Genomic DNA, 18695 nt, shown 5'->3' with positions numbered 1-18695 from the left:
TATGAATTTAAATCGAAAAATTAATTTAGCATATGATACAAAAGTTAAAAACTTCGGAAATAATATTGAGTTTGCATATCCAATCCAAACCTTAGCAGTGAGCATAACAGATACAAACTGTAGTCTAGGATGTGCTCATTGCAATGGTCACTATTTAAAAAACATGACACCTATAGATGAATATGAAAAAGATATAAAAAAGAGAAATATAACCAGCATATTATTAAGTGGTGGATGTAGCCAAGATGGAGATGTTCCTATAGATACTCATATAGAAACTATAAAAGAGTTAAAACAAAATGGATATAAATTAAACTCACATATAGGACTTATGAATAAAGAAAATATAGACTTGGTCTGCAGTTTTTTAGACTATGTATCATTTGACCTTGTATTTGATGAGGATACTATAAAAGAAGTATACAAAATTAATAAAAGTAGAGAAGAATACATAGCTACATATGAATATATAAAAAAATACACAAAGGTAGCTCCGCATATATGTATAGGGTTAAAGGGTGGAAAAGTAAAAGGGGAATATGAGATTATAGACTATCTTGAGAAAAATCAGCCAGATCAGTTAACTTTTATAGTTTTGATACCTACAAAAAATACTGATTATGAAAATGTAGATCCCCCTAATTTAGATGAAGTTATAGATGTATTGTGTGAAGCGAGAATAAGGCTTCCACAAACTAAAATAAATTTAGGGTGTATGAGACCTAGGGGTAAATATAGAAGCGACTTAGATAAATTAGCGATAGAATGTGGAATAAATAAAATTGTATTACCATCAAGATCATGTAAAAACTTAGCACTTGAAATGAAGTTAGATATTAAAGAGAGTAAGGAGTGTTGCATATTATGATTAGATTGTCTATTGGAACTGCAATAGAACTTGGTATAAAAAGAGGCCAAAGCGACATACCTCCTACTACTGCTTATATAATGATAGGAAATCAATGCAATAATCGATGTTCATTTTGTTCACAGTCCATTGAAAGTAATAGTAGAAAAGATAAGCTGTCTAGGGTTTTATGGCCAGAATATACAAAAGAAGAAATTTTAGATGCTTTTAAAAACTATGAAGGAGAAAATATAAAAAGAATATGCTTACAATCCATGGATAGTGAAGAATCTCTTAATGAAGTAAGTAAATTTATCAAATATGTTAATGCTAATTTAAATATACCTATATCCTTATCAGCTAAGTTAGAAGATATGGATGAAATTGAAAAGTTCTTTGAACTAGGAGTTGAAAAAATAGGTATAGCTATAGATGCTGCAAATAAGGAATTGTATGAGAAGATAAAAGGAACTAACTTTGATAAAAAAATAGAGTTTATAAAAGAAGCAGGACTTATATATCCAAATAGAATTAGTACACATATAATTGTAGGATTAGGGGAGAGCCACAAAGATATATATGATTTATATAAAACTCTGAAAGGTTACAATATAACAATTAGTTTATTTGCATTTACACCTGTAAAGGGAACTAAAATGGAAGATGTAAGACAACCTAGTATAGAGAGTTATAGAAGAGTTCAACTTATGACGTATATGATGGATAAAGGATATAATGGAGATTACTTTAAATTTGGATTAGATGGGTATCTAGAAGAGATAGAAATGGATGAATATATAAAGATGGATATATTAAAAGGAAAGCCATTTGAAATAAAAGGATGTAAGAATTGTAATAGACCATATTATAATGAGAGACCAGGACATACAATATATAATTATTCAAGAAAATTAAGCAAAGAAGAAATTAAACTAGCAATTAAAGAAATTAACTTAGATATAGGGGAATCAAAATTATGCAAAAGTGGAGAGTAATAAAAAACAAAACTTATGATGGCGCAATGAATATGGCTATAGACGAAGCTATTACTATTTCATATAAAGAAGGAAAATGTAAGCCTACACTAAGATTTTATTCTTGGAATCCTAGTTGTTTAACTATAGGATATTTTCAAAAGCTTGAAAGTGAAGTAGATATAGAAAAATGCAAAAAATTAAATATAGACTGTGTAAGAAGAGCTACAGGTGGAAGAGCTGTATTACATCAAAATGAGTTAACTTATTCTATAATTGTAGGAGAAGACAATGAACTGATGGATAAGAGTATAAATAGTTCATATAAGTTTATAAGTGAAGGAATAGCAAATGGTCTAAAGCTTGAAGGTATAGATGTTGATAATTTAAGCAAGGGAGAAAGAATCAGTAGAGAGAAGCTTTCAGCTGCGTGTTTTAATGCTCATGCTTCATATGAAATAACTATAAATGATAAAAAAGTTGTAGGAAGCGCACAACATAGACACGATGGAGTTATATTACAACACGGGTCTATTGTATTGGATTTCAATATAGATGATTTGTATGAAATTATAAAAACAAAATCTCCAGAAATAAAAGAAAGAGCAAAGAAATTTACGTTAAGTAAGGCAAGTGGTATTGAAAATGAAATAAGAAGAAAAATAGATATAAACAGTCTCGAAAAATCCATTGTAAGAGGAATGGCAAAGACTTTTAACGTTGAGTTCGAAGAAGGAGAGCTAACGGAGTATGAATTAGATTTAGCCAAGCGTTTATATAGTAAATACGCTTCAGATGAGTATACAAATAAAAGATAATTTATATAAGTAAAGGAATTGACTTTAACCAAAATTTGGTGTTATACTCAAAATATACAAAGTTATTTGAAATCATGAAGATTTCTTTAAGGGTTTTGAAATACCTTGGAGGAATCTTTTTTTGATTGAGTATAAAATTAATATACTAAGGGGGATTATGTTATGTGTGAATCAGCAGCTTATGTGTTAAAAAACAACAATCTTGAAAGAGTAATGGATAATGTGGTTAGTGTAGACCCATACGAAGGAAAAGTATATTTAACAGATTTACTAGGAGAGCAAAAAATAATCGATGGGGAAATAAAAGAAATAAGACTTATGGATCATAAAATAATAATCAAAGAATCAGTATAAATCAAATTTTAATTTACATAAAAATGTAATTGAGGGGAAGAAAATATGATAATAGCAGTTATAGATGGAATGGGAGGCGGAATAGGAGCTCAAGTTGTGTCAGCTCTTAGAGATGAACTTCCATCGTACATAGAAATATACGCACTAGGGACAAACTCAATAGCAACAAGTTCAATGATGAAAGCACACGCTAATAAAGGTGCTACAGGAGAGAACGCTATAATAGTTTCAACAAAAAAAGCTAGTATAGTAGTTGCGCCAGTATCTGCAGTTATACCAAATGCAATGATGGGTGAAGTAACCGCTAGAATTAGTGAAGCGATATCAGATAGTGAAGCTTTAAAAATATTACTTCCTATAATGCCAGAAGATGTAGAAATGGTGGGATTAGAAGGAAAACCATTATCACTGTTGATAAAGGATGCAGTGAAAGTGATAAAAAAAGAATTTAATATAAAATAAGGGGGATTATAAATGCTATTTAATAAAACTAGTGTAAGAAACCACCATGGTCACGACCATGATCATGAGCATATAGAACATTCAGGTGCAGCTGTAGCTGAAAATAAAGATGAAAAAACTCTTAACATACTTCTTGTTCATTGGGTAAATCACAATGAATCTCATGAAGAAGGATTTAGAGAGTGGGCAGAAAAAGCTAGAGAAATGGGAAAAGAAGAAACTGCTAAAAATATTGAACAAGCAATTGATTACTTAAAAAAATCAAATGAAATGCTATTAGAAGCTAAAAAGAATATGTAAGCAAAATAAGGAGTTAATCTCCTTATTTTTATATCAAATCAAAAAAATTTGTAAAAAACGTTGACATCAAAAAAAAAACCTTATATAATCATAGTATAGTAAAAATGAATACGGAGAAGTACTCAAGTGGCTCAAGAGGATCCCCTGCTAAGGGATTAGGCTGGGTTAACCGGTGCGAGGGTTCGAATCCCTCCTTCTCCGCCAGTAAGAACTGTTGATATTTCAACAGTTCTTTTTTTTACCAACAAAGATGATATTTATAATTCTTTAGAAATTAAAAATTTAGATAAGGCGTTAATATTGTCGACTATAAAATCATTATTAAACTTTATGGGAATTATAGACCCTAATTTATAAAAAAATATTGTATTTCCATTGCTATCGATGCCCTTATTAAGATTTATAAATATGTTCAATATATTTTCTTTCGTAGAAATAGTATAAGTATCTCTAAATATATTTAATGGAAGTTCAAATTTTTTTCTAGATATAAAATCTAAATGCAAAACAGACTTTGTAATTTTATATTTACTCAAAAGAACTTTATAATTTAAATTGTTTATATTTATATCTATGTAATCCAAATTTTCATCTATTATGTTTTTTATGTTATATATTTTTCCTAAGTAATAAATATCTTCGTAATTATGTAATAGTATTTTTTCTTTTAAACTAACATCTTTACTAATTACAAAATTTTTATATAACTCAACACTTTCTTTTCCACATATAGTATCTTCTCGTTGTATGCCCATGTATTTTTCTATTGTTTTTAGTTTACAATCAGATAAAGATAGTTTTTCTTTAAATGGTTTTACAATTCTTAAAATATCAATATCATCACATTTATCTATGGAAAAATCAATATCATTAGAATTAAATCTTGAGTTTAAAAAAGGGATATCAAAAGATACTCCATTAAATGTTATGTGATGATCAAAAGTTTTTATATCATTAATAAATTTTAAAAGTAAATCTTTTTCTTCTTCTTCAGATTCAGCAAAATATTGTTTAATTATAGTTTTGTTATTTAAATTGTATAAAACCCCTATTAATATTACTTTACAGTATTTAGGACTAAGTCCTGTGGTTTCTATATCGAATACGAAATGATTTTTTGGTATATCAATTAAATTATCTATAGTCTTAGTAATAACTTCCATAGGTTTACTCCTTTTTGTGAATATAGTATATAATATTAATTATAAAATAATATAAAGATAGTTCAAGGTGATAAATGATGATAGATATAAATGGATTAAATAGTAATCAAAAAAACGCAGTAATGCATATAGATGGACCTTGTATGGTTTTAGCTGGTCCAGGTTCAGGTAAGACAAGAGTTATAACGTATAGAATAGTTAATATGGTTTTAAATAATAATATAAATCCTAAAAATATTTTAGCTATTAGTTTTACAAAAGCTTCATCAACAGAAATGAAAAATAGAGCGCTAAGCTTAAGTCATGATGTTAGATTAAATAAAGTTAGTTATGGTACATTTCATTCAGTTTTCTTTAGAATACTTAGATTCTTTGAAAAGTACGAGCTGGATTGTATATTAGATGAAAAGAATAAAAAATTTGCTATAAGAGGAATCTTAAAAAATTTAAATATAGAAAATGCAGAAGATGATGATACAATCTTAAATGTTATAAATGAAATTTCTTATGTCAAAAACGAGTTAATGGATAAATTAGATTTTGATCCAGAAATACTTTCAAAGGATGAATTTATAAAAGCTTATAATATGTACGAGGATTATAAGGAAAGTATTAAAAAGATAGATTTTGATGATATGCTTATAAAGACTTATCACTTATTAAAAAATAATAAAAGAGTGTTAGAAAGAGTCAGAAATGCGTATAGATATATTTTAGTGGATGAATTCCAAGATATAAATAAAGTGCAATTTGAAGTTATAAAGTTAATAGCAAGTCCAAACAACAATATATTTGTTGTAGGTGATGAAGATCAAAGTATATATGGATTTAGAGGATCGAGACCAGACTTTTTATTAGAGTTTGAAAGATACTTTGAAAATAGTAAGAAATATGTTCTTGATATAAATTATAGATCAAAACAAGGTATAACAGATACTGCAAATAAGCTTATTCAATTTAATGAAAATAGATACGAAAAAGTAATTAAGTGTGATAGAGAAGAAAAAGGAAGTGTAAATTATATAAAAACTGAAGACTCAGAAGAAGAAGCAAAATTTATAGCTAGAGATATAATTAGCAAATGTGAAGATAATTGTGTTAACTATGATGACTTTGCAGTTATATATAGAACAAATATACAGTCTAGAGCACTAGTTGATGTATTTATGGATATGCATATACCATTTGTTGTTAGAGACTCAATTGTAACTATATATGACCATTGGGTTGCGAAAGATTTATTAGCGTATTTAAGATTAGGGATAGATACAACATTGAGTGAAGATTGGATAAGAATTATTAATAAACCATTTAGATATATATCTAAAGATAGTATAAAGCTTGCAAGTGAGGATAGAGACTTCATAGGTGCATTAATAAATAAGGGTGGATTACATCCAAAACAAGTAAAGACATTAAATGATTTAGAAATAGATTTAAGCTATTTAAAGACATTATCTCCTAAGAATGCAATTTCATATATACGTACTAGTTTAGATTATGATAGATATGTATTAGATTATTGTAGTAATAGGAAGATTAAACCAAATGGGTTAATAGAAATTTTAAATGAACTAGAAAGTTCTTCAAGCAACTTTAAAACTATAAATGAATACTTAGAGCATATAGAAAAGGTTAAATCTGAGATAGTTGAAAATAGAAATAACAAAAACTCAGAGGGAGTAATATTTACGACTATGCATAGTGCAAAGGGCTTAGAATTCCCATATGTATATATAATAGGCGTAAATGAAGGAACTATACCTCATGAAAAATCTTATGATATAGAAGATGAAGAAAAACGAAAATCAGCTATAGAGGAAGAAAGAAGATTGTTTTATGTAGGAATAACTAGAGCTCAAGATGAACTACATATAAGCTCACCAAAAATGAAATATGGTAAAAAAGTTTTTGCCTCAAGGTTTATTGATAATATAAAGTCGCCAACAAAAGAAGATATAAATGCAATCAAAATTGGGGATAAGATTTTACATAGTAAATTTGGAGAAGGAAATGTAATAGGGAAAGATGGCAAAATGATAGAGGTTAAATTTAAGGTTGGGGTGAAAGACTTAGATTACTCAATATGCCTAAAAAATGGAATTATAGAGAGAAAATAATAAAAAAAGGTTATTCATATGAATAACCTTTTTTATTATTTATTTAATAGTATATTCCTTCTTCAAACATATCTTTTAATTCATTTAGATTATTTGTTTTTCCTAAAGCAACTATAAGCTTTATTCTAGCCTTTTGCCCAGGTAAATCACCAGCAAATATACATCCTAGATTTCTTAAATCCCTACCAGAACCTAAATATCCATAGCTATCAAAAACTCTACCAGAATGGCATCTAGATGCTATAACAACAGGTATATCTTTGCTTCTAGCATATTCTACACCTTTTAACATTTCTGGAGGTATATTTCCTCTACCCATAGCTTCTATAACTATACCTTTACATCCTTTATCAGCTGCAAACTTTATAAAAGAATCATCCATGCCAACACCTGATTTTATAAGAGCAACATCAGACTCAACTTTATCTACTAAGATTGTTTGTCTATCAACTATATCTCTAGATAATACAAGTTTATCACAGTCAATTATTCCTAAAGGACCACAAGTTAAAGATTTAAAAGTATTTAATGTAAGTGTGTTAGTCTTAGTAGCTTCAGATGCTAATAAAACTTCATTACTTAGAACAACTAAAACACCTTTATTATAAGCTTCATCAGAAATAGCAGTACAAACAGCTGCAGCAAGATTGCTTGGACCATCATATCCAAGTTCATCACTACTTCTCATTGCACCTGTAACTATAACTGGTTTAGGTGTATCTAATGTTAAATCTAGGAAATAGGCAGTTTCTTCTAAACTATCTGTACCATGAGTAACAACAACACCAGAAAATTCGTCTTTTGAAATTATATCGTTTATATAATTTCTTAAACTAAGCATTTTCTCAGGTGTCATATGAGGTCCTGGAATCTCATCGAAGTTGTATATCTCTATATCAGCAACTTTATCTATGTTAGTTACCATAGACATTATTTGCTCCCCAGATAGAGATGGTATAGCAGCGCCTATTTTTTCATCTACAGTCATGGAAATAGTTCCACCTGTAAATACTATAGCTACTTTTTTCTTGTTTTGCATAGTATCGACCCCCTAAAATTTTTATTATATATATACATTAAATTATACCAAAAAAAGCGAGATAAATATAGAATTGAGCATAAAAAAAAGAGCTTGGGGAAGCTCTTTTTACGTTAAACTAACTTCCGTTGTCAGTTTAACATTGGATATAAAGTCTATCCGTTCAAAAGGGGTATTGGGAATAGAGATTTTAATTAAGGTTATCAGGGGGATAACCATGTATATATAATACCAAGATTCGACAGAAAAATCAATAGTTTTTGAAAATATATTTAATTAAAATTGAAAATTGATTTTAAACATAAAAAAAACCTACTTCTTTTCCGTTAAGAAGTAGGATTTAAATGAATGTATACATCCATTTAAAAGGGGTATTGGGAATAGAGATTTTAATTAAGGTTATCAGGGGGATAACCATGTATACATAATACCAAGATTCGACAGAAAAATCAATAGTTTTGACAAAAAAATTTAAAAAACATTAATTTACGATAAAAATAGATATAAAAAAAGAATAAGAGCAATAGAAGTGTGTAATTATAGCGCTTTGCTATATAAAAAAAGAGAAAATAGTGGTATAATAGTAAAAGTTTCACTAAAATTATATGATAATTTACATAGTTAATTGGGACAATAATATAGAGTATAAATAGTATGATTAAATACAAAGAAAGTTGGTGTATTAGTATGGAAATATACTTAGATAATAGTGCAACAACTAAGCCATATGAAAAAGTAGTAGAAAAAATGGTATATGCACTTACTACAGATTATGCAAATCCTTCAGCTGTACATAAAAAAGGTGTTGAAGTTGAAAAAAATATAAAAAAAATAAGACAAGAAATAGCTAGAAGTATAGGATGTAAAGATAAAGAAATAATATTTACATCAGGAGGAACAGAAGCTAATAATACAATCATAAGAGGTATTGCAAATCTTCACAAAAAGAGAAAAAATCATATAATAACTACAAACATAGAACATCCATCGGTTTTAAGAACAATGGAAGATTTAGAAGAACAAGGATTTGAAGTTACTTATCTAAAAGTAAATGACAAAGGAACAGTAAATATAGATGATGTAAAAAATGCAATAAAAGAGAATACTATATTAATTAGTATGATGCATGTAAATAATGAAATTGGAAGTATACAACCTATAAAAGAAGTGGGTAAGTATCTAAGTACGTTAAAGGAAAAAGTATATTTACATGTAGATGCAGTTCAGTCATTTGCTAAAATCAATTTTAAACCATCTAGATATAACATAGACTTTATGAGTGTTAGTGGACATAAACTACACGGTCCAAAAGGTATTGGATTTATGTACGTAAAGGAAAATAACAAAATAAAACCTATGTTAACTGGTGGAGGACAAGAAATAGGTATAAGATCTGGAACTGAAAATGTAGCTGGTATATATGGACTAGGAGAAGCTATAGATATAATAATGTCAGATTTAAATTCAAAAATAGAGAAAATAGAAAAACTAAAAGTTTTACTAAAAGATTTTATAGTTGAAAATATAGATGATATTAAAGTGAATTCTCCTGAGGACGGCGTATGTCACATATTAAATATATCATTTAAAGATGTTAAAGGAGAGGTACTACTTCATCATTTAGCACAGCAGGGTGTATTTGTATCTACAGGATCAGCTTGTTCATCAAAGAAAAAGGGAAGCCATGTTTTAAATGCAATAGGGCTTACTCCACAAGAAATTGACGGAGCTATAAGATTTAGCTTATCGGATATGACAACAGAAGAAGAAATAAATGAAGCTTGTGAAATAATAAAAAAATCAGTAGAAGAACTTAGATTTATAATAAGAAGACGATAATTAAGAGGTGATAAATTTGTATAATATAGCTATAGTTAAGTACGGAGAAATCGGTGTAAAAGGAAAAAATAGATATATATTTGAAAATAAATTAATAAAAAATGTGAAAAATATGTTAACGCATATAGGAAAGTTTAATGTATATAAAGAATATGGAAGAATATATGTTGATTTAGGAGAATATGCAGAAGACTATGAAGAAGTATTAGAAGAAATCAAAAAAGTATTTGGAGTTGTAGGAGTTTGCCCAGGTATAAGAGCAGAAAAAGACTATGATAAATTAAAGCAACTAGCACTACAACTTTTAGAAGAAAAGATAGAAGCAGGTTCAGAATCGTTTAAAGTTACTTCAAGAAGAGGAGATAAGAGTTTAGAATTAACTTCTCAAGAAATGAGTAAAGATATAGCTGGATTTTTAGTTTATAATGTAAAAGATAGAATAAAAGTTGATGTTAGAAACCCAGAGACAACTATACACTGCGAATATAGACAAAATCATGTAATGGTATATAGTGATACAGTTCCAGGTTATGGAGGTCTTCCAGTTGGAACAAATGGTAGAGCTATGTCTTTATTATCTGGAGGAATAGACAGCCCAGTTGCTTCTTGGATGGTTGCAAAAAGAGGAGTAGAAATTGAAGCTATACATTTCCACAGTTATCCATTTACTAGTGAAAAATCACAAGAAAAAGTAAGGGACTTAGCTCAGATACTAGCAAAATATTGTAGTAAAGTTAGACTTCATAAAGTAAATATATTAGAAATACAAAAGGCAATAGGTGTATCATGTAAAGAAGAAGAAATGACTATAATATCTAGAAGATTTATGATGAAAATAGCTCAAAGAGTAGGAGAAATGAGATTCTGTGATGCATTAGTTACAGGAGAAAGTATAGGACAAGTTGCATCTCAAACTATACAAGGATTAACTTGTACAAATGCTTCTGTATCATTACCTGTATTTAGACCTCTTATAGCAATGGATAAATCAGAGATAATAAAAATAGCTCAAAAAATAGGAACATTTGAAACATCAGTTATACCAGAAGAGGATTGTTGTACAGTATTTTCTCCGAAAAGTCCTGTAACAAAACCTAAATTAGATAGAATAGAGAAATCAGAATCATCTTTAGATGTAGAAAAACTAATACAAGATGCGATCGATAATATGGAAGTTGAAGTATTTGAATTTTAATAAAAAAAGGATCTATACAATTTTGTATAGATCCTTTTTTATTATTTATTATGAGTTATTACACCGAACTCAGCTAGTATTTTAGATGCTTTTTCTATATCTTCGTTAGTAGCATCTGGAACATCTTTTAACTCATATTCAAATCCCATGTTTTCCCATTTATGAACACCTAGAGTATGGTAAGGAAGTAATTCAACCCTATCAACATTTTTTAGAGTTGATATGAATTTACCCATAAGTTCTAAGTTTTCTCTATCATCTGTTATTCCAGGAACAAGAACGTGTCTTATCCAAACAGGTATATTTCTATCGCTTAAATGTTTAGCGAATTCTAATGTCTTATCTATGCTAACACCTACTAAATCCTTACATTTTTCAGGTACCATATGCTTTAAATCAAGTAAAACTAAATTTGTATAATCAAGTACTGGATCTATGACATCTATATTTACAAAACCAGATGTATCTAAGCATGTATGAATTTCATTTTCTTGAGCTTTCTTAAATAAATCTTTTAAAAATTCAGGTTGAAGAGTAGCTTCACCACCAGAAACTGTTAAACCTCCTCCAGAGAATTTCATATAAGAAGAGTATTTTTTAACTTGTTCTATTATTTCATCAGTAGTGTATTCAGTTCCACCTTTAACATCCCAAGTATCTCTATTATGACAGTACTTACATCTTAAAGGACAACCTTGCATGAATAATATAAATCTAATTCCAGGGCCATCTACAGTCCCAAATGTTTCTATTGAATGAACTCTACCTTTTACCATTTTATCCACCTCGTTAATTATATATTATACTAATAAAATTTATCATCTGAAATAATTGTATACATTATACTTTCTACCCATTATTATAAAACATTAAACGTATAAAGTCTATTAAATAGTTTTTTTAATTCATGGGAATTTATACTTAATTAATTTATTTAGTGCTTAGAAAAAAAGAGTGCAAACTGATGAGGTTTGCACTCTGAATATACTTTGATAATTGATTGTTATAATATGTTTACATTTATATATATTAAGTTATAATTAGCACATTTTTCCGTGGAATGTTCTGTTTATAACGTCTAATTGTTGCTCTCTAGTTAACTTGATGAAGTTTACAGCGTATCCTGAAACTCTTATAGTTAATTGAGGGTACTTTTCTGGATGCTCCATAGCATCTTCTAAAGTAGCTCTATCAAATACGTTTACGTTTAAGTGATGAGCATTTTGAGCAAAGTATCCATCCATCATTGAAGATAAGTTGTTTACTCTTTCATCCATATCTTTTCCTAAAGCACCTGGTACTATAGAGAAAGTATTAGATATACCATCTTGAGCATGCTCGTATGGTAATTTAGCAACTGATGATAATGATGCTAAAGCACCGCTATTATCTCTTCCGTGCATTGGGTTAGCTCCTGGAGCGAATGGCTCACCAGCTCTTCTTCCGTCAGGAGTGTTACCAGTTTTCTTACCATAAACAACGTTTGAAGTTATAGTAAGTATAGATTGAGTATGATAAGAATTTCTGTAAGTCTTGTTCTTTCTTATCTTGTTCATGAAGCTTTCAACTAATTCAACAGCTATATCGTCAACTCTGTCATCGTTGTTTCCGTATTTAGGGAAATCTCCTTCAATTGCGAAGTCAACAACTATTCCTTCTTCATTTCTTATAGTTTTAACTTTAGCGTATTTTATAGCAGATAATGAGTCAGCACATACTGATAAACCAGCTATACCACAAGCCATAGTTCTGAATACGTCTCTATCATGTAGAGCCATTTCTAATGCTTCATAAGAATACTTATCATGCATGAAATGTATTACGTTTAATGTATTTACATATAAGTTAGCTAACCAATCTGTAAACATATCGAATTTTTGCATAACTTCATCGTACTCTAAGTATTCAGAAGTTATAGGCTCAAATCTAGGTCCAACTTGCTTGAATTTCTTCTCATCTACACCACCGTTTATAGCGTATAGTAAAGTCTTAGCTAAGTTAACTCTAGCTCCGAAGAATTGCATTTGCTTACCTATTCTCATTGCAGATACACAACAAGCTATACCGTAGTCATCTCCCCAGTAAGGCTTCATTAAATCATCGTTCTCGTATTGAACAGAACTTGTGTCTATTGATACTTTAGAACAGAAGTTTTTGAATCCTTGAGGTAATTGAGTAGACCATAATACTGTTAAGTTTGGCTCTGGAGATGGTCCAAGAGTATATAAAGTATTTAACATTCTGAATGAGTTTTTAGTTACTAATGTTCTACCATCTAATCCCATACCACCTATAGACTCAGTTACCCAAGTTGGGTCTCCAGAGAATAAATCGTTGTATTCAGGAGTTCTTAAGAATCTAACCATTCTTAACTTCATAACGAAGTGGTCCATTATTTCTTGAGCTTCTTCTTCAGTTAATACACCAGCAGCTAAATCTCTTTCGAAGTATATGTCTAAGAAAGATGATACTCTACCTAAAGACATTGCAGCTCCGTTTTGATCTTTAACAGCTCCTAAGTATCCGAAGTATGTCCATTGAACAGCTTCTTTTGCGTTAGTAGCAGGTTGAGCTATGTCGAATCCGTAAGATGCAGCCATTCTCTTTAATGCTTCTAATGCTTTTATTTGATCAGATAATTCTTCTCTTAATCTTATAACTTCTTCATCTATACATCTAACTTCTAAAGAAGCTTTTTGATCTAATTTATCTTGTATTAATTTATCAACACCGTATAGAGCAACTCTTCTGTAGTCACCTATTATTCTACCTCTACCGTAAGCATCTGGTAAACCAGTTATTATACCAGCACTTCTAGCAGCTCTCATGTCAGGAGTATAAGCATCGAATACACCTTGGTTATGAGTTTTTCTGTATTTAGTGAATATTTCACTTATTTCTGGATTTAATTTGTATCCGTAAGCTTCACAAGAAGTTTCAACCATTCTTATTCCACCGAAAGGCATTGCAGCTCTCTTTAAAGGAGCGTCAGTTTGAACACCTACTACTGTTTCTAAATCCTTGTCTATATAACCAGGACCGTAAGCATCTATTAAAGATACAGTATCAGTATCTACGTCTAATGTTCCACCATTGTCTCTTTCCTTTTTGAAAAGATCCATAGCTTCATTCCATAATTTTTTAGTGTTCTCAGTTGCTCCAGCTAAGAAAGAATCATCTCCCTCATATGGTTTGTAGTTTAATTGTATGAACTCTCTTACGTTTATTTCTTTAGTCCATCTACCAGTTTTGAATCCTTGCCATGCATTCATGTTGATAGCCTCCTTAAGTTTATATGTGTTGAGTATATTTATTTTATAAAATCTAGCTAGATATTTTTTAAACAATATAATCATAACATAGAATTAGTATTTTGTATACAGAATTTTACACTATCTTTTCTTTTTTGATAGATTTTTCTGTTATTTTCTTATGTTCATATGATACCCGGTTAAAATGTCGAATAAACATAAATTTTAAGAATAATTTAAAAATTTTTTATACATATAGAATTAAGCTGATTGAATATCTATTTAATAAGGGGGGATATAATGATATTTACAATAGGACTATTTTTAATAGGGTTTATACTTATAACAAAGGGTGCGGATATATTTATAGACTCTACTATATCTGTAGGAAAAAAAACTAATATACCTGAAATTGTTTTAGGAGCAACTATAGTTAGTTTAGCAACTACATTTCCTGAATTGACAGTGTCAGTATGTGCATCAATAAAAGGTCATACTACAATGAGTTTAGGAAATGCAGTAGGTTCTATAATTTGTAATACGGGATTAGCGCTTGGATTAGTTGCAATTATAAGGCCTTTTAAAGTAGATAAAAAAGCATTTAATTCAAAAGCTACATTATTAATCATATCTATAATTATTTTAATTGTATTAGGTTTGGATAAAGTTATAGATAGAAAAGATGCTATGGCTCTCTTGGGAATGTTATTTATTTATATGATTAACAATTATAAGAGTATACCCAAAACTAAAATGAGATCAGTATCAGATACGAGTACGAGGAAAGAGATAAAATCAATTAACGTATTGAAAATAGGATTTTTATTTATAGCTGGGATAATTATGATGATAATAGGTTCTAGACTATTGGTTGATAATGGGATAATAATAGCTGAATATATAGGAGTTCCACAAGGAGTTATAAGTTTAACTGTAATTGCATTAGGCACTTCACTTCCTGAATTAGTATCTTGTTTGACGGCTATAAAAAAGAAGCATAATGCTATATCTGTAGGTAATATATTGGGGGCTAATATTTTAAATATAGTTTCAGTAATATCTATATCATCTTTTATAAATGATACGCCCATACTTAAACAAACATCAATTATAGATTTTCCATTTATGATAGTATTAGTTTTAATTTTAACAGTTCCTACAATTATAAAGGAAAAAATTTATCGACTTCAAGGGATTTTAATGATACTTACATATTTATTATATTTATTTGTTTTATATTTTACATATATAAAATAAAAAAAATAGAGGGTTAGAAAATACCCTCTATTTTGCTTTAAATTGAATATGATCTTTACTATTAGGATAAAATATTAATTGCATAATATTAAAAAAAAATATATAATTGATAAAGTTAATATAAATTGATAACGGAAAGGAAATAATATATGAATATAGTTAAATTCGATGATTTACCAATAAATGAGAACATAAAAAAAGCTGTATTAGAAATGGGATTCGAGGAACCATCTCCAATACAAGTTCAAGCAATACCAAAAATAATTACTGGAGTAGATATTATAGGGCAAGCACAAACAGGTACGGGGAAAACAGCAGCATTTAGTATACCTATATTAGATATGGTAGACCCAGAGGACAAGAGTCTACAAGCGGTAGTTTTATGTCCAACAAGAGAATTAGCAATACAAGTTTCAAGTGAAATAAGAAAAATAGGTAAGTACATGCACGGGATAAAAACTTTACCTGTATATGGAGGACAACCTATAGACAGACAAATAAAGTCTCTTAAGAGTGGCGTTCAAATCGTTATAGGAACTCCAGGTCGTATAATAGACCATATAAATCGTAAGACTTTAAAGTTAGATAAAGTAAAAATGGTTATATTAGATGAAGCGGATGAAATGCTAGATATGGGATTCAGAGAAGACATTGAGATGATTTTAAATGAAACTCCTGAAAATAGACAAACGACTTTCTTCTCAGCTACTATGCCTAAGGGTATATTAGATTTAACAAAGAGATTCCAAAAGAATCCTGAGCATGTAAGAATAGTTAGAAAAGAACTTACAGTTCCTAATATAAAACAATATTATATAGAAACTAAAGCTGCTAATAAGTTAGAAGTATTATGCAGATTAGTAGATGTATACAACCCTAAATTATCAGTAGTATTTTGTAACACAAAAAGAGGTGCTGATGAATTAGTTAGTGATTTACAAGCAAGAGGGTATTTTGCAGATGCGCTACATGGAGATTTAAAGCAAACTCAAAGAGATATAGTTATGGATAAGTTTAGAAATGGAACTATCGATATCTTAGTTGCTACAGATGTTGCTGCTAGAGGAATAGATGTTGATGATGTAGAAGCTGTATTTAACTATGATTTACCACAAGATGAAGAGTACTATGTACACAGAATCGGAAGAACAGGAAGAGCTGGTAGAAATGGAGTATCATTCACTTTTGTTTTCGGAAAATCAATGAGAAAGATGAAAGATATAGAAAGATACACTAAATCTAAATTAGAAAAACATAGCATACCTTCAATATCAGATGTTGAAGAGAAAAAAGTAAGCTTATTCTTTGATCAAGTAAAATCTACTATAGAAGAAGGTCATTTAACAAAGCAAGTACAATGGTTAGAAAACTTCTGCAAAGAAGAAGATTATGATACTTTAGATATAGCTGCTGCTTTAGTTAAATTAGCTCTAGGTGATCAAGCAAAAGAAGAAATAATAGAAGAAAGTCATAGTACAGGTGCTGAGTCTGGAATGACTAGATTATTTATCAATATAGGTAGAACACAAAAAGTTCAAGCTAAAGATATAGTTGGGGCTATAGCTGGAGAAGTTGGAATACCAGGTAAATTAGTTGGGACTATAGATATATATGATAAATATACTTTTGTTGAGATACCAAAGAAACATACTAGAAAAGTTCTTGATAAAATGAAGAACATAAAAATAAAAGGAAACAAAGTTAATATAGAAAAAGCAAATAATAAGAGAAAAAGTAAATAATATATAGATATTAAAAGGGTATCTCATAATTGAGGTACCCTTTAATTATATTGGATTTAGAACTCTAGATTTAAAGATAAAAGTCTTCTTTTAAGTTCATTCATAACATTAATTTCATCAGTTAAAGAATTAGCATCATAGGTAACTGAAAATCTTAAAAAACTTCCACAATCATCCCAAGGAACAGTAGACACTAAAGCATGAGAAAGGATATAAAGACTTGCTTCTTCAGCGCTGTTGAATCTAACTCCATTTTTAATTCCTTTAGGTATTTTAACATAAGAATAAAATCCAGCCTCAGGCCTATTTGTTTTAAATCCCACTTGATTTAAAACATCAACTAGCAAGTCAAATCTTCTTGAATATCTTTCTTTATTTAAATTTATTAAGCTATGATAGTTGTCGAGTGCATAAGCACCTGATTTTTGAATAGCTCTAAATTGACCAGAGTCAGTATGGCCTTTTATAGCACAATATAGTTGCATAGCTTTTTTAGAACCGACAACAAATGCCAACCTCCATCCAGTCATATTAAATGATTTTGAAAGAGAATGAATCTCTATACAGACATCAAGGGCACCATCGACACTCAATATGCTAAGAGGAGTAGCGTCTCCATAAGTTAAAGCTCCATATGCTAAATCAGAAACAATCATAATATCATTTTCTTTTGCAAATTTAACTGCATGCTCATAAAATTCTTTCGTTGCGATTTGACCAGTAGGGTTATTTGGGTAATTTAAATATAAAAGTTTTGATCTTTTCTTTATATCTTCAGGTATGCTGTCTAAATCTGGATAAAAATTATTTTCGGGACATAAAGGAAGTTTATAAATTTCACCACCTAAAAATTTTGAATATGTTCCAAGTACTTGGTATGCAGGAGAGGGCATTAGACATATATCCCCAGGATTTATGAAACATAGTGGAATCATAGCAAGTACTGGTTTAGAGCCTATTCCATGAACTATATTTTCAGGGGTTATATTTTTCAAATCATACAGACTGTTTAAATATCTACAAGCAGCTTCTTGAAATTCAATAATTCCATTGTCTGAGTAAAACCTATTTTCAGGTTTTCCAGCCTCAACACACAATATATCAACAATAGAACTATCAGCCATTTTATCAGGTTCTCCAACTCCCATATCGATAAGTTTTACATCAGGAAATTTAGATTTAACATCTTTTGTTATTTTTTTTATTTTCTCGAATTTATAGAGTTTATCATTGCTTTCAAAAAATGATGAACCACCAAGTCGGGCAGAAACTTTGTTGTCAATAAAATCCATTATTATTCCTCCAAAACTAATTTAGTATAATATATAATATTT

General features: G+C 29.3%; 16 protein-coding genes and 1 tRNA gene. 12 read left to right on the top strand and 5 right to left on the bottom strand.

Annotation, left to right across the window (positions count from 1 at the left end; genetic code table 11):
- Position 1: 1 nt before the first annotated feature.
- The 7 genes from KXZ80_RS13885 to KXZ80_RS13855 all read left to right on the top strand — a co-directional run bounded on the left by KXZ80_RS13885 (position 2) and on the right by KXZ80_RS13855 (position 3959).
- Positions 2-868: a radical SAM superfamily protein gene (locus tag KXZ80_RS13885; protein ID WP_021431745.1), complete on the top strand. Its 867-nt coding sequence runs from the start codon at positions 2-4 to the stop codon at positions 866-868.
- The gene (locus KXZ80_RS13880) at positions 865-1842 is read left to right on the top strand and encodes a radical SAM protein (protein ID WP_021431746.1); all 978 of its coding nucleotides are present in this window, start codon (positions 865-867) and stop codon (positions 1840-1842) included. The genes KXZ80_RS13885 and KXZ80_RS13880 overlap by 4 nt, the downstream gene beginning before the upstream one ends.
- A complete protein-coding gene (locus tag KXZ80_RS13875) occupies positions 1824-2639 on the top strand; it encodes a lipoate--protein ligase family protein (protein WP_021431747.1) in 816 nt (271 codons plus the stop codon). Before KXZ80_RS13880 ends, KXZ80_RS13875 begins: the two co-directional genes overlap by 19 nt.
- Positions 2640-2801: 162 nt before the next feature.
- On the top strand, positions 2802-2993 hold the full coding sequence (locus KXZ80_RS13870) for a CooT family nickel-binding protein (protein WP_021428376.1): 192 nt from the start codon (positions 2802-2804) through the stop codon (positions 2991-2993).
- A 45-nt stretch (positions 2994-3038) separates the two neighbouring features.
- A complete protein-coding gene (locus KXZ80_RS13865) occupies positions 3039-3455 on the top strand; it encodes a DUF3842 family protein (protein WP_021428408.1) in 417 nt (138 codons plus the stop codon).
- 12 nt (positions 3456-3467) lie between these two features.
- Positions 3468-3755, top strand: a complete 288-nt coding sequence (locus KXZ80_RS13860) for a hypothetical protein (RefSeq protein ID WP_021431748.1) — start codon at positions 3468-3470, stop codon at positions 3753-3755.
- A gap of 112 nt (positions 3756-3867) precedes the next feature.
- Positions 3868-3959: transfer RNA gene (locus KXZ80_RS13855), tRNA-Ser, on the top strand.
- Positions 3960-4012: 53 nt separating this feature from the next.
- On the opposite strand, the gene KXZ80_RS13850 is transcribed toward KXZ80_RS13855, so the two are convergent.
- Entirely contained in the window at positions 4013-4918 is a 906-nt protein-coding gene (locus KXZ80_RS13850; protein WP_021431749.1) for a ribonuclease H-like domain-containing protein, read from the bottom strand.
- A gap of 77 nt (positions 4919-4995) precedes the next feature.
- Between KXZ80_RS13850 and KXZ80_RS13845 the strand changes: the two genes are divergently transcribed.
- Complete coding sequence (locus tag KXZ80_RS13845) at positions 4996-7038, top strand: ATP-dependent helicase (RefSeq protein ID WP_021431750.1); 2043 nt, start codon at positions 4996-4998, stop codon at positions 7036-7038.
- A gap of 43 nt (positions 7039-7081) precedes the next feature.
- Here KXZ80_RS13845 and KXZ80_RS13840 read toward each other — a convergent pair whose 3' ends face one another.
- The gene (locus KXZ80_RS13840) at positions 7082-8077 is read right to left on the bottom strand and encodes an asparaginase (protein WP_021428513.1); all 996 of its coding nucleotides are present in this window, start codon (positions 8075-8077) and stop codon (positions 7082-7084) included.
- A 687-nt stretch (positions 8078-8764) separates the two neighbouring features.
- Between KXZ80_RS13840 and KXZ80_RS13835 the strand changes: the two genes are divergently transcribed.
- Positions 8765-9916 (top strand): cysteine desulfurase family protein, encoded by a 1152-nt coding sequence (locus KXZ80_RS13835; RefSeq protein ID WP_021431751.1) that lies wholly within the window; start codon positions 8765-8767, stop codon positions 9914-9916.
- A gap of 16 nt (positions 9917-9932) precedes the next feature.
- Positions 9933-11111 (top strand): tRNA uracil 4-sulfurtransferase ThiI, encoded by a 1179-nt coding sequence (thiI, locus tag KXZ80_RS13830; RefSeq protein ID WP_021431752.1) that lies wholly within the window; start codon positions 9933-9935, stop codon positions 11109-11111.
- A 41-nt stretch (positions 11112-11152) separates the two neighbouring features.
- Here the strand turns inward: thiI and pflA are convergent, their stop codons facing one another.
- Together pflA and pflB are read right to left on the bottom strand one after the other, a co-directional pair.
- Complete coding sequence (gene pflA, locus KXZ80_RS13825; RefSeq protein WP_021431753.1) at positions 11153-11887, bottom strand: pyruvate formate-lyase-activating protein; 735 nt, start codon at positions 11885-11887, stop codon at positions 11153-11155.
- 264 nt (positions 11888-12151) lie between these two features.
- The gene (gene pflB, locus KXZ80_RS13820; RefSeq protein ID WP_021431754.1) at positions 12152-14383 is read right to left on the bottom strand and encodes a formate C-acetyltransferase; all 2232 of its coding nucleotides are present in this window, start codon (positions 14381-14383) and stop codon (positions 12152-12154) included.
- Between the two features lie 279 nt (positions 14384-14662).
- Here pflB and KXZ80_RS13815 point away from each other — a divergent pair, with 279 nt between their 5' ends.
- Both KXZ80_RS13815 and KXZ80_RS13810 read left to right on the top strand, forming a co-directional pair.
- A complete protein-coding gene (locus KXZ80_RS13815; protein WP_021431755.1) occupies positions 14663-15619 on the top strand; it encodes a calcium/sodium antiporter in 957 nt (318 codons plus the stop codon).
- A 149-nt stretch (positions 15620-15768) separates the two neighbouring features.
- Entirely contained in the window at positions 15769-17361 is a 1593-nt protein-coding gene (locus KXZ80_RS13810) for a DEAD/DEAH box helicase (RefSeq protein WP_021431756.1), read from the top strand.
- A 56-nt stretch (positions 17362-17417) separates the two neighbouring features.
- Here KXZ80_RS13810 and KXZ80_RS13805 read toward each other — a convergent pair whose 3' ends face one another.
- Complete coding sequence (locus KXZ80_RS13805; RefSeq protein ID WP_021431757.1) at positions 17418-18653, bottom strand: LL-diaminopimelate aminotransferase; 1236 nt, start codon at positions 18651-18653, stop codon at positions 17418-17420.
- Positions 18654-18695: the final 42 nt, after the last annotated feature.

It is taken from the genome of Paraclostridium bifermentans (assembly GCF_019916025.1).
GTDB classification, from domain to species: domain Bacteria; phylum Bacillota; class Clostridia; order Peptostreptococcales; family Peptostreptococcaceae; genus Paraclostridium; species Paraclostridium bifermentans.
This window is presented reverse-complemented; position numbering and strand designations above follow the sequence as displayed.

Bases quoted from the DNA above. Each gene is read 5' to 3' on its own strand.
- KXZ80_RS13880 (WP_021431746.1), top strand. From the start codon at position 865: ATGATTAGATTGTCTATTGGAACTGCAATAGAACTTGGTATAAAAAGA.
- pflB (WP_021431754.1), bottom strand. From the start codon at position 14,383: ATGAATGCATGGCAAGGATTCAAAACTGGTAGATGGACTAAAGAAATA.
- KXZ80_RS13865 (WP_021428408.1), top strand. From the start codon at position 3,039: ATGATAATAGCAGTTATAGATGGAATGGGAGGCGGAATAGGAGCTCAA.
- KXZ80_RS13815 (WP_021431755.1), top strand. From the start codon at position 14,663: ATGATATTTACAATAGGACTATTTTTAATAGGGTTTATACTTATAACA.
- KXZ80_RS13845 (WP_021431750.1), top strand. From the start codon at position 4,996: ATGATAGATATAAATGGATTAAATAGTAATCAAAAAAACGCAGTAATG.
- KXZ80_RS13860 (WP_021431748.1), top strand. From the start codon at position 3,468: ATGCTATTTAATAAAACTAGTGTAAGAAACCACCATGGTCACGACCAT.
- KXZ80_RS13870 (WP_021428376.1), top strand. From the start codon at position 2,802: ATGTGTGAATCAGCAGCTTATGTGTTAAAAAACAACAATCTTGAAAGA.
- KXZ80_RS13805 (WP_021431757.1), bottom strand. From the start codon at position 18,653: ATGGATTTTATTGACAACAAAGTTTCTGCCCGACTTGGTGGTTCATCA.
- KXZ80_RS13850 (WP_021431749.1), bottom strand. From the start codon at position 4,918: ATGGAAGTTATTACTAAGACTATAGATAATTTAATTGATATACCAAAA.
- pflA (WP_021431753.1), bottom strand. From the start codon at position 11,887: ATGGTAAAAGGTAGAGTTCATTCAATAGAAACATTTGGGACTGTAGAT.
- KXZ80_RS13835 (WP_021431751.1), top strand. From the start codon at position 8,765: ATGGAAATATACTTAGATAATAGTGCAACAACTAAGCCATATGAAAAA.
- KXZ80_RS13840 (WP_021428513.1), bottom strand. From the start codon at position 8,077: ATGCAAAACAAGAAAAAAGTAGCTATAGTATTTACAGGTGGAACTATT.
- KXZ80_RS13810 (WP_021431756.1), top strand. From the start codon at position 15,769: ATGAATATAGTTAAATTCGATGATTTACCAATAAATGAGAACATAAAA.
- KXZ80_RS13875 (WP_021431747.1), top strand. From the start codon at position 1,824: ATGCAAAAGTGGAGAGTAATAAAAAACAAAACTTATGATGGCGCAATG.
- KXZ80_RS13885 (WP_021431745.1), top strand. From the start codon at position 2: ATGAATTTAAATCGAAAAATTAATTTAGCATATGATACAAAAGTTAAA.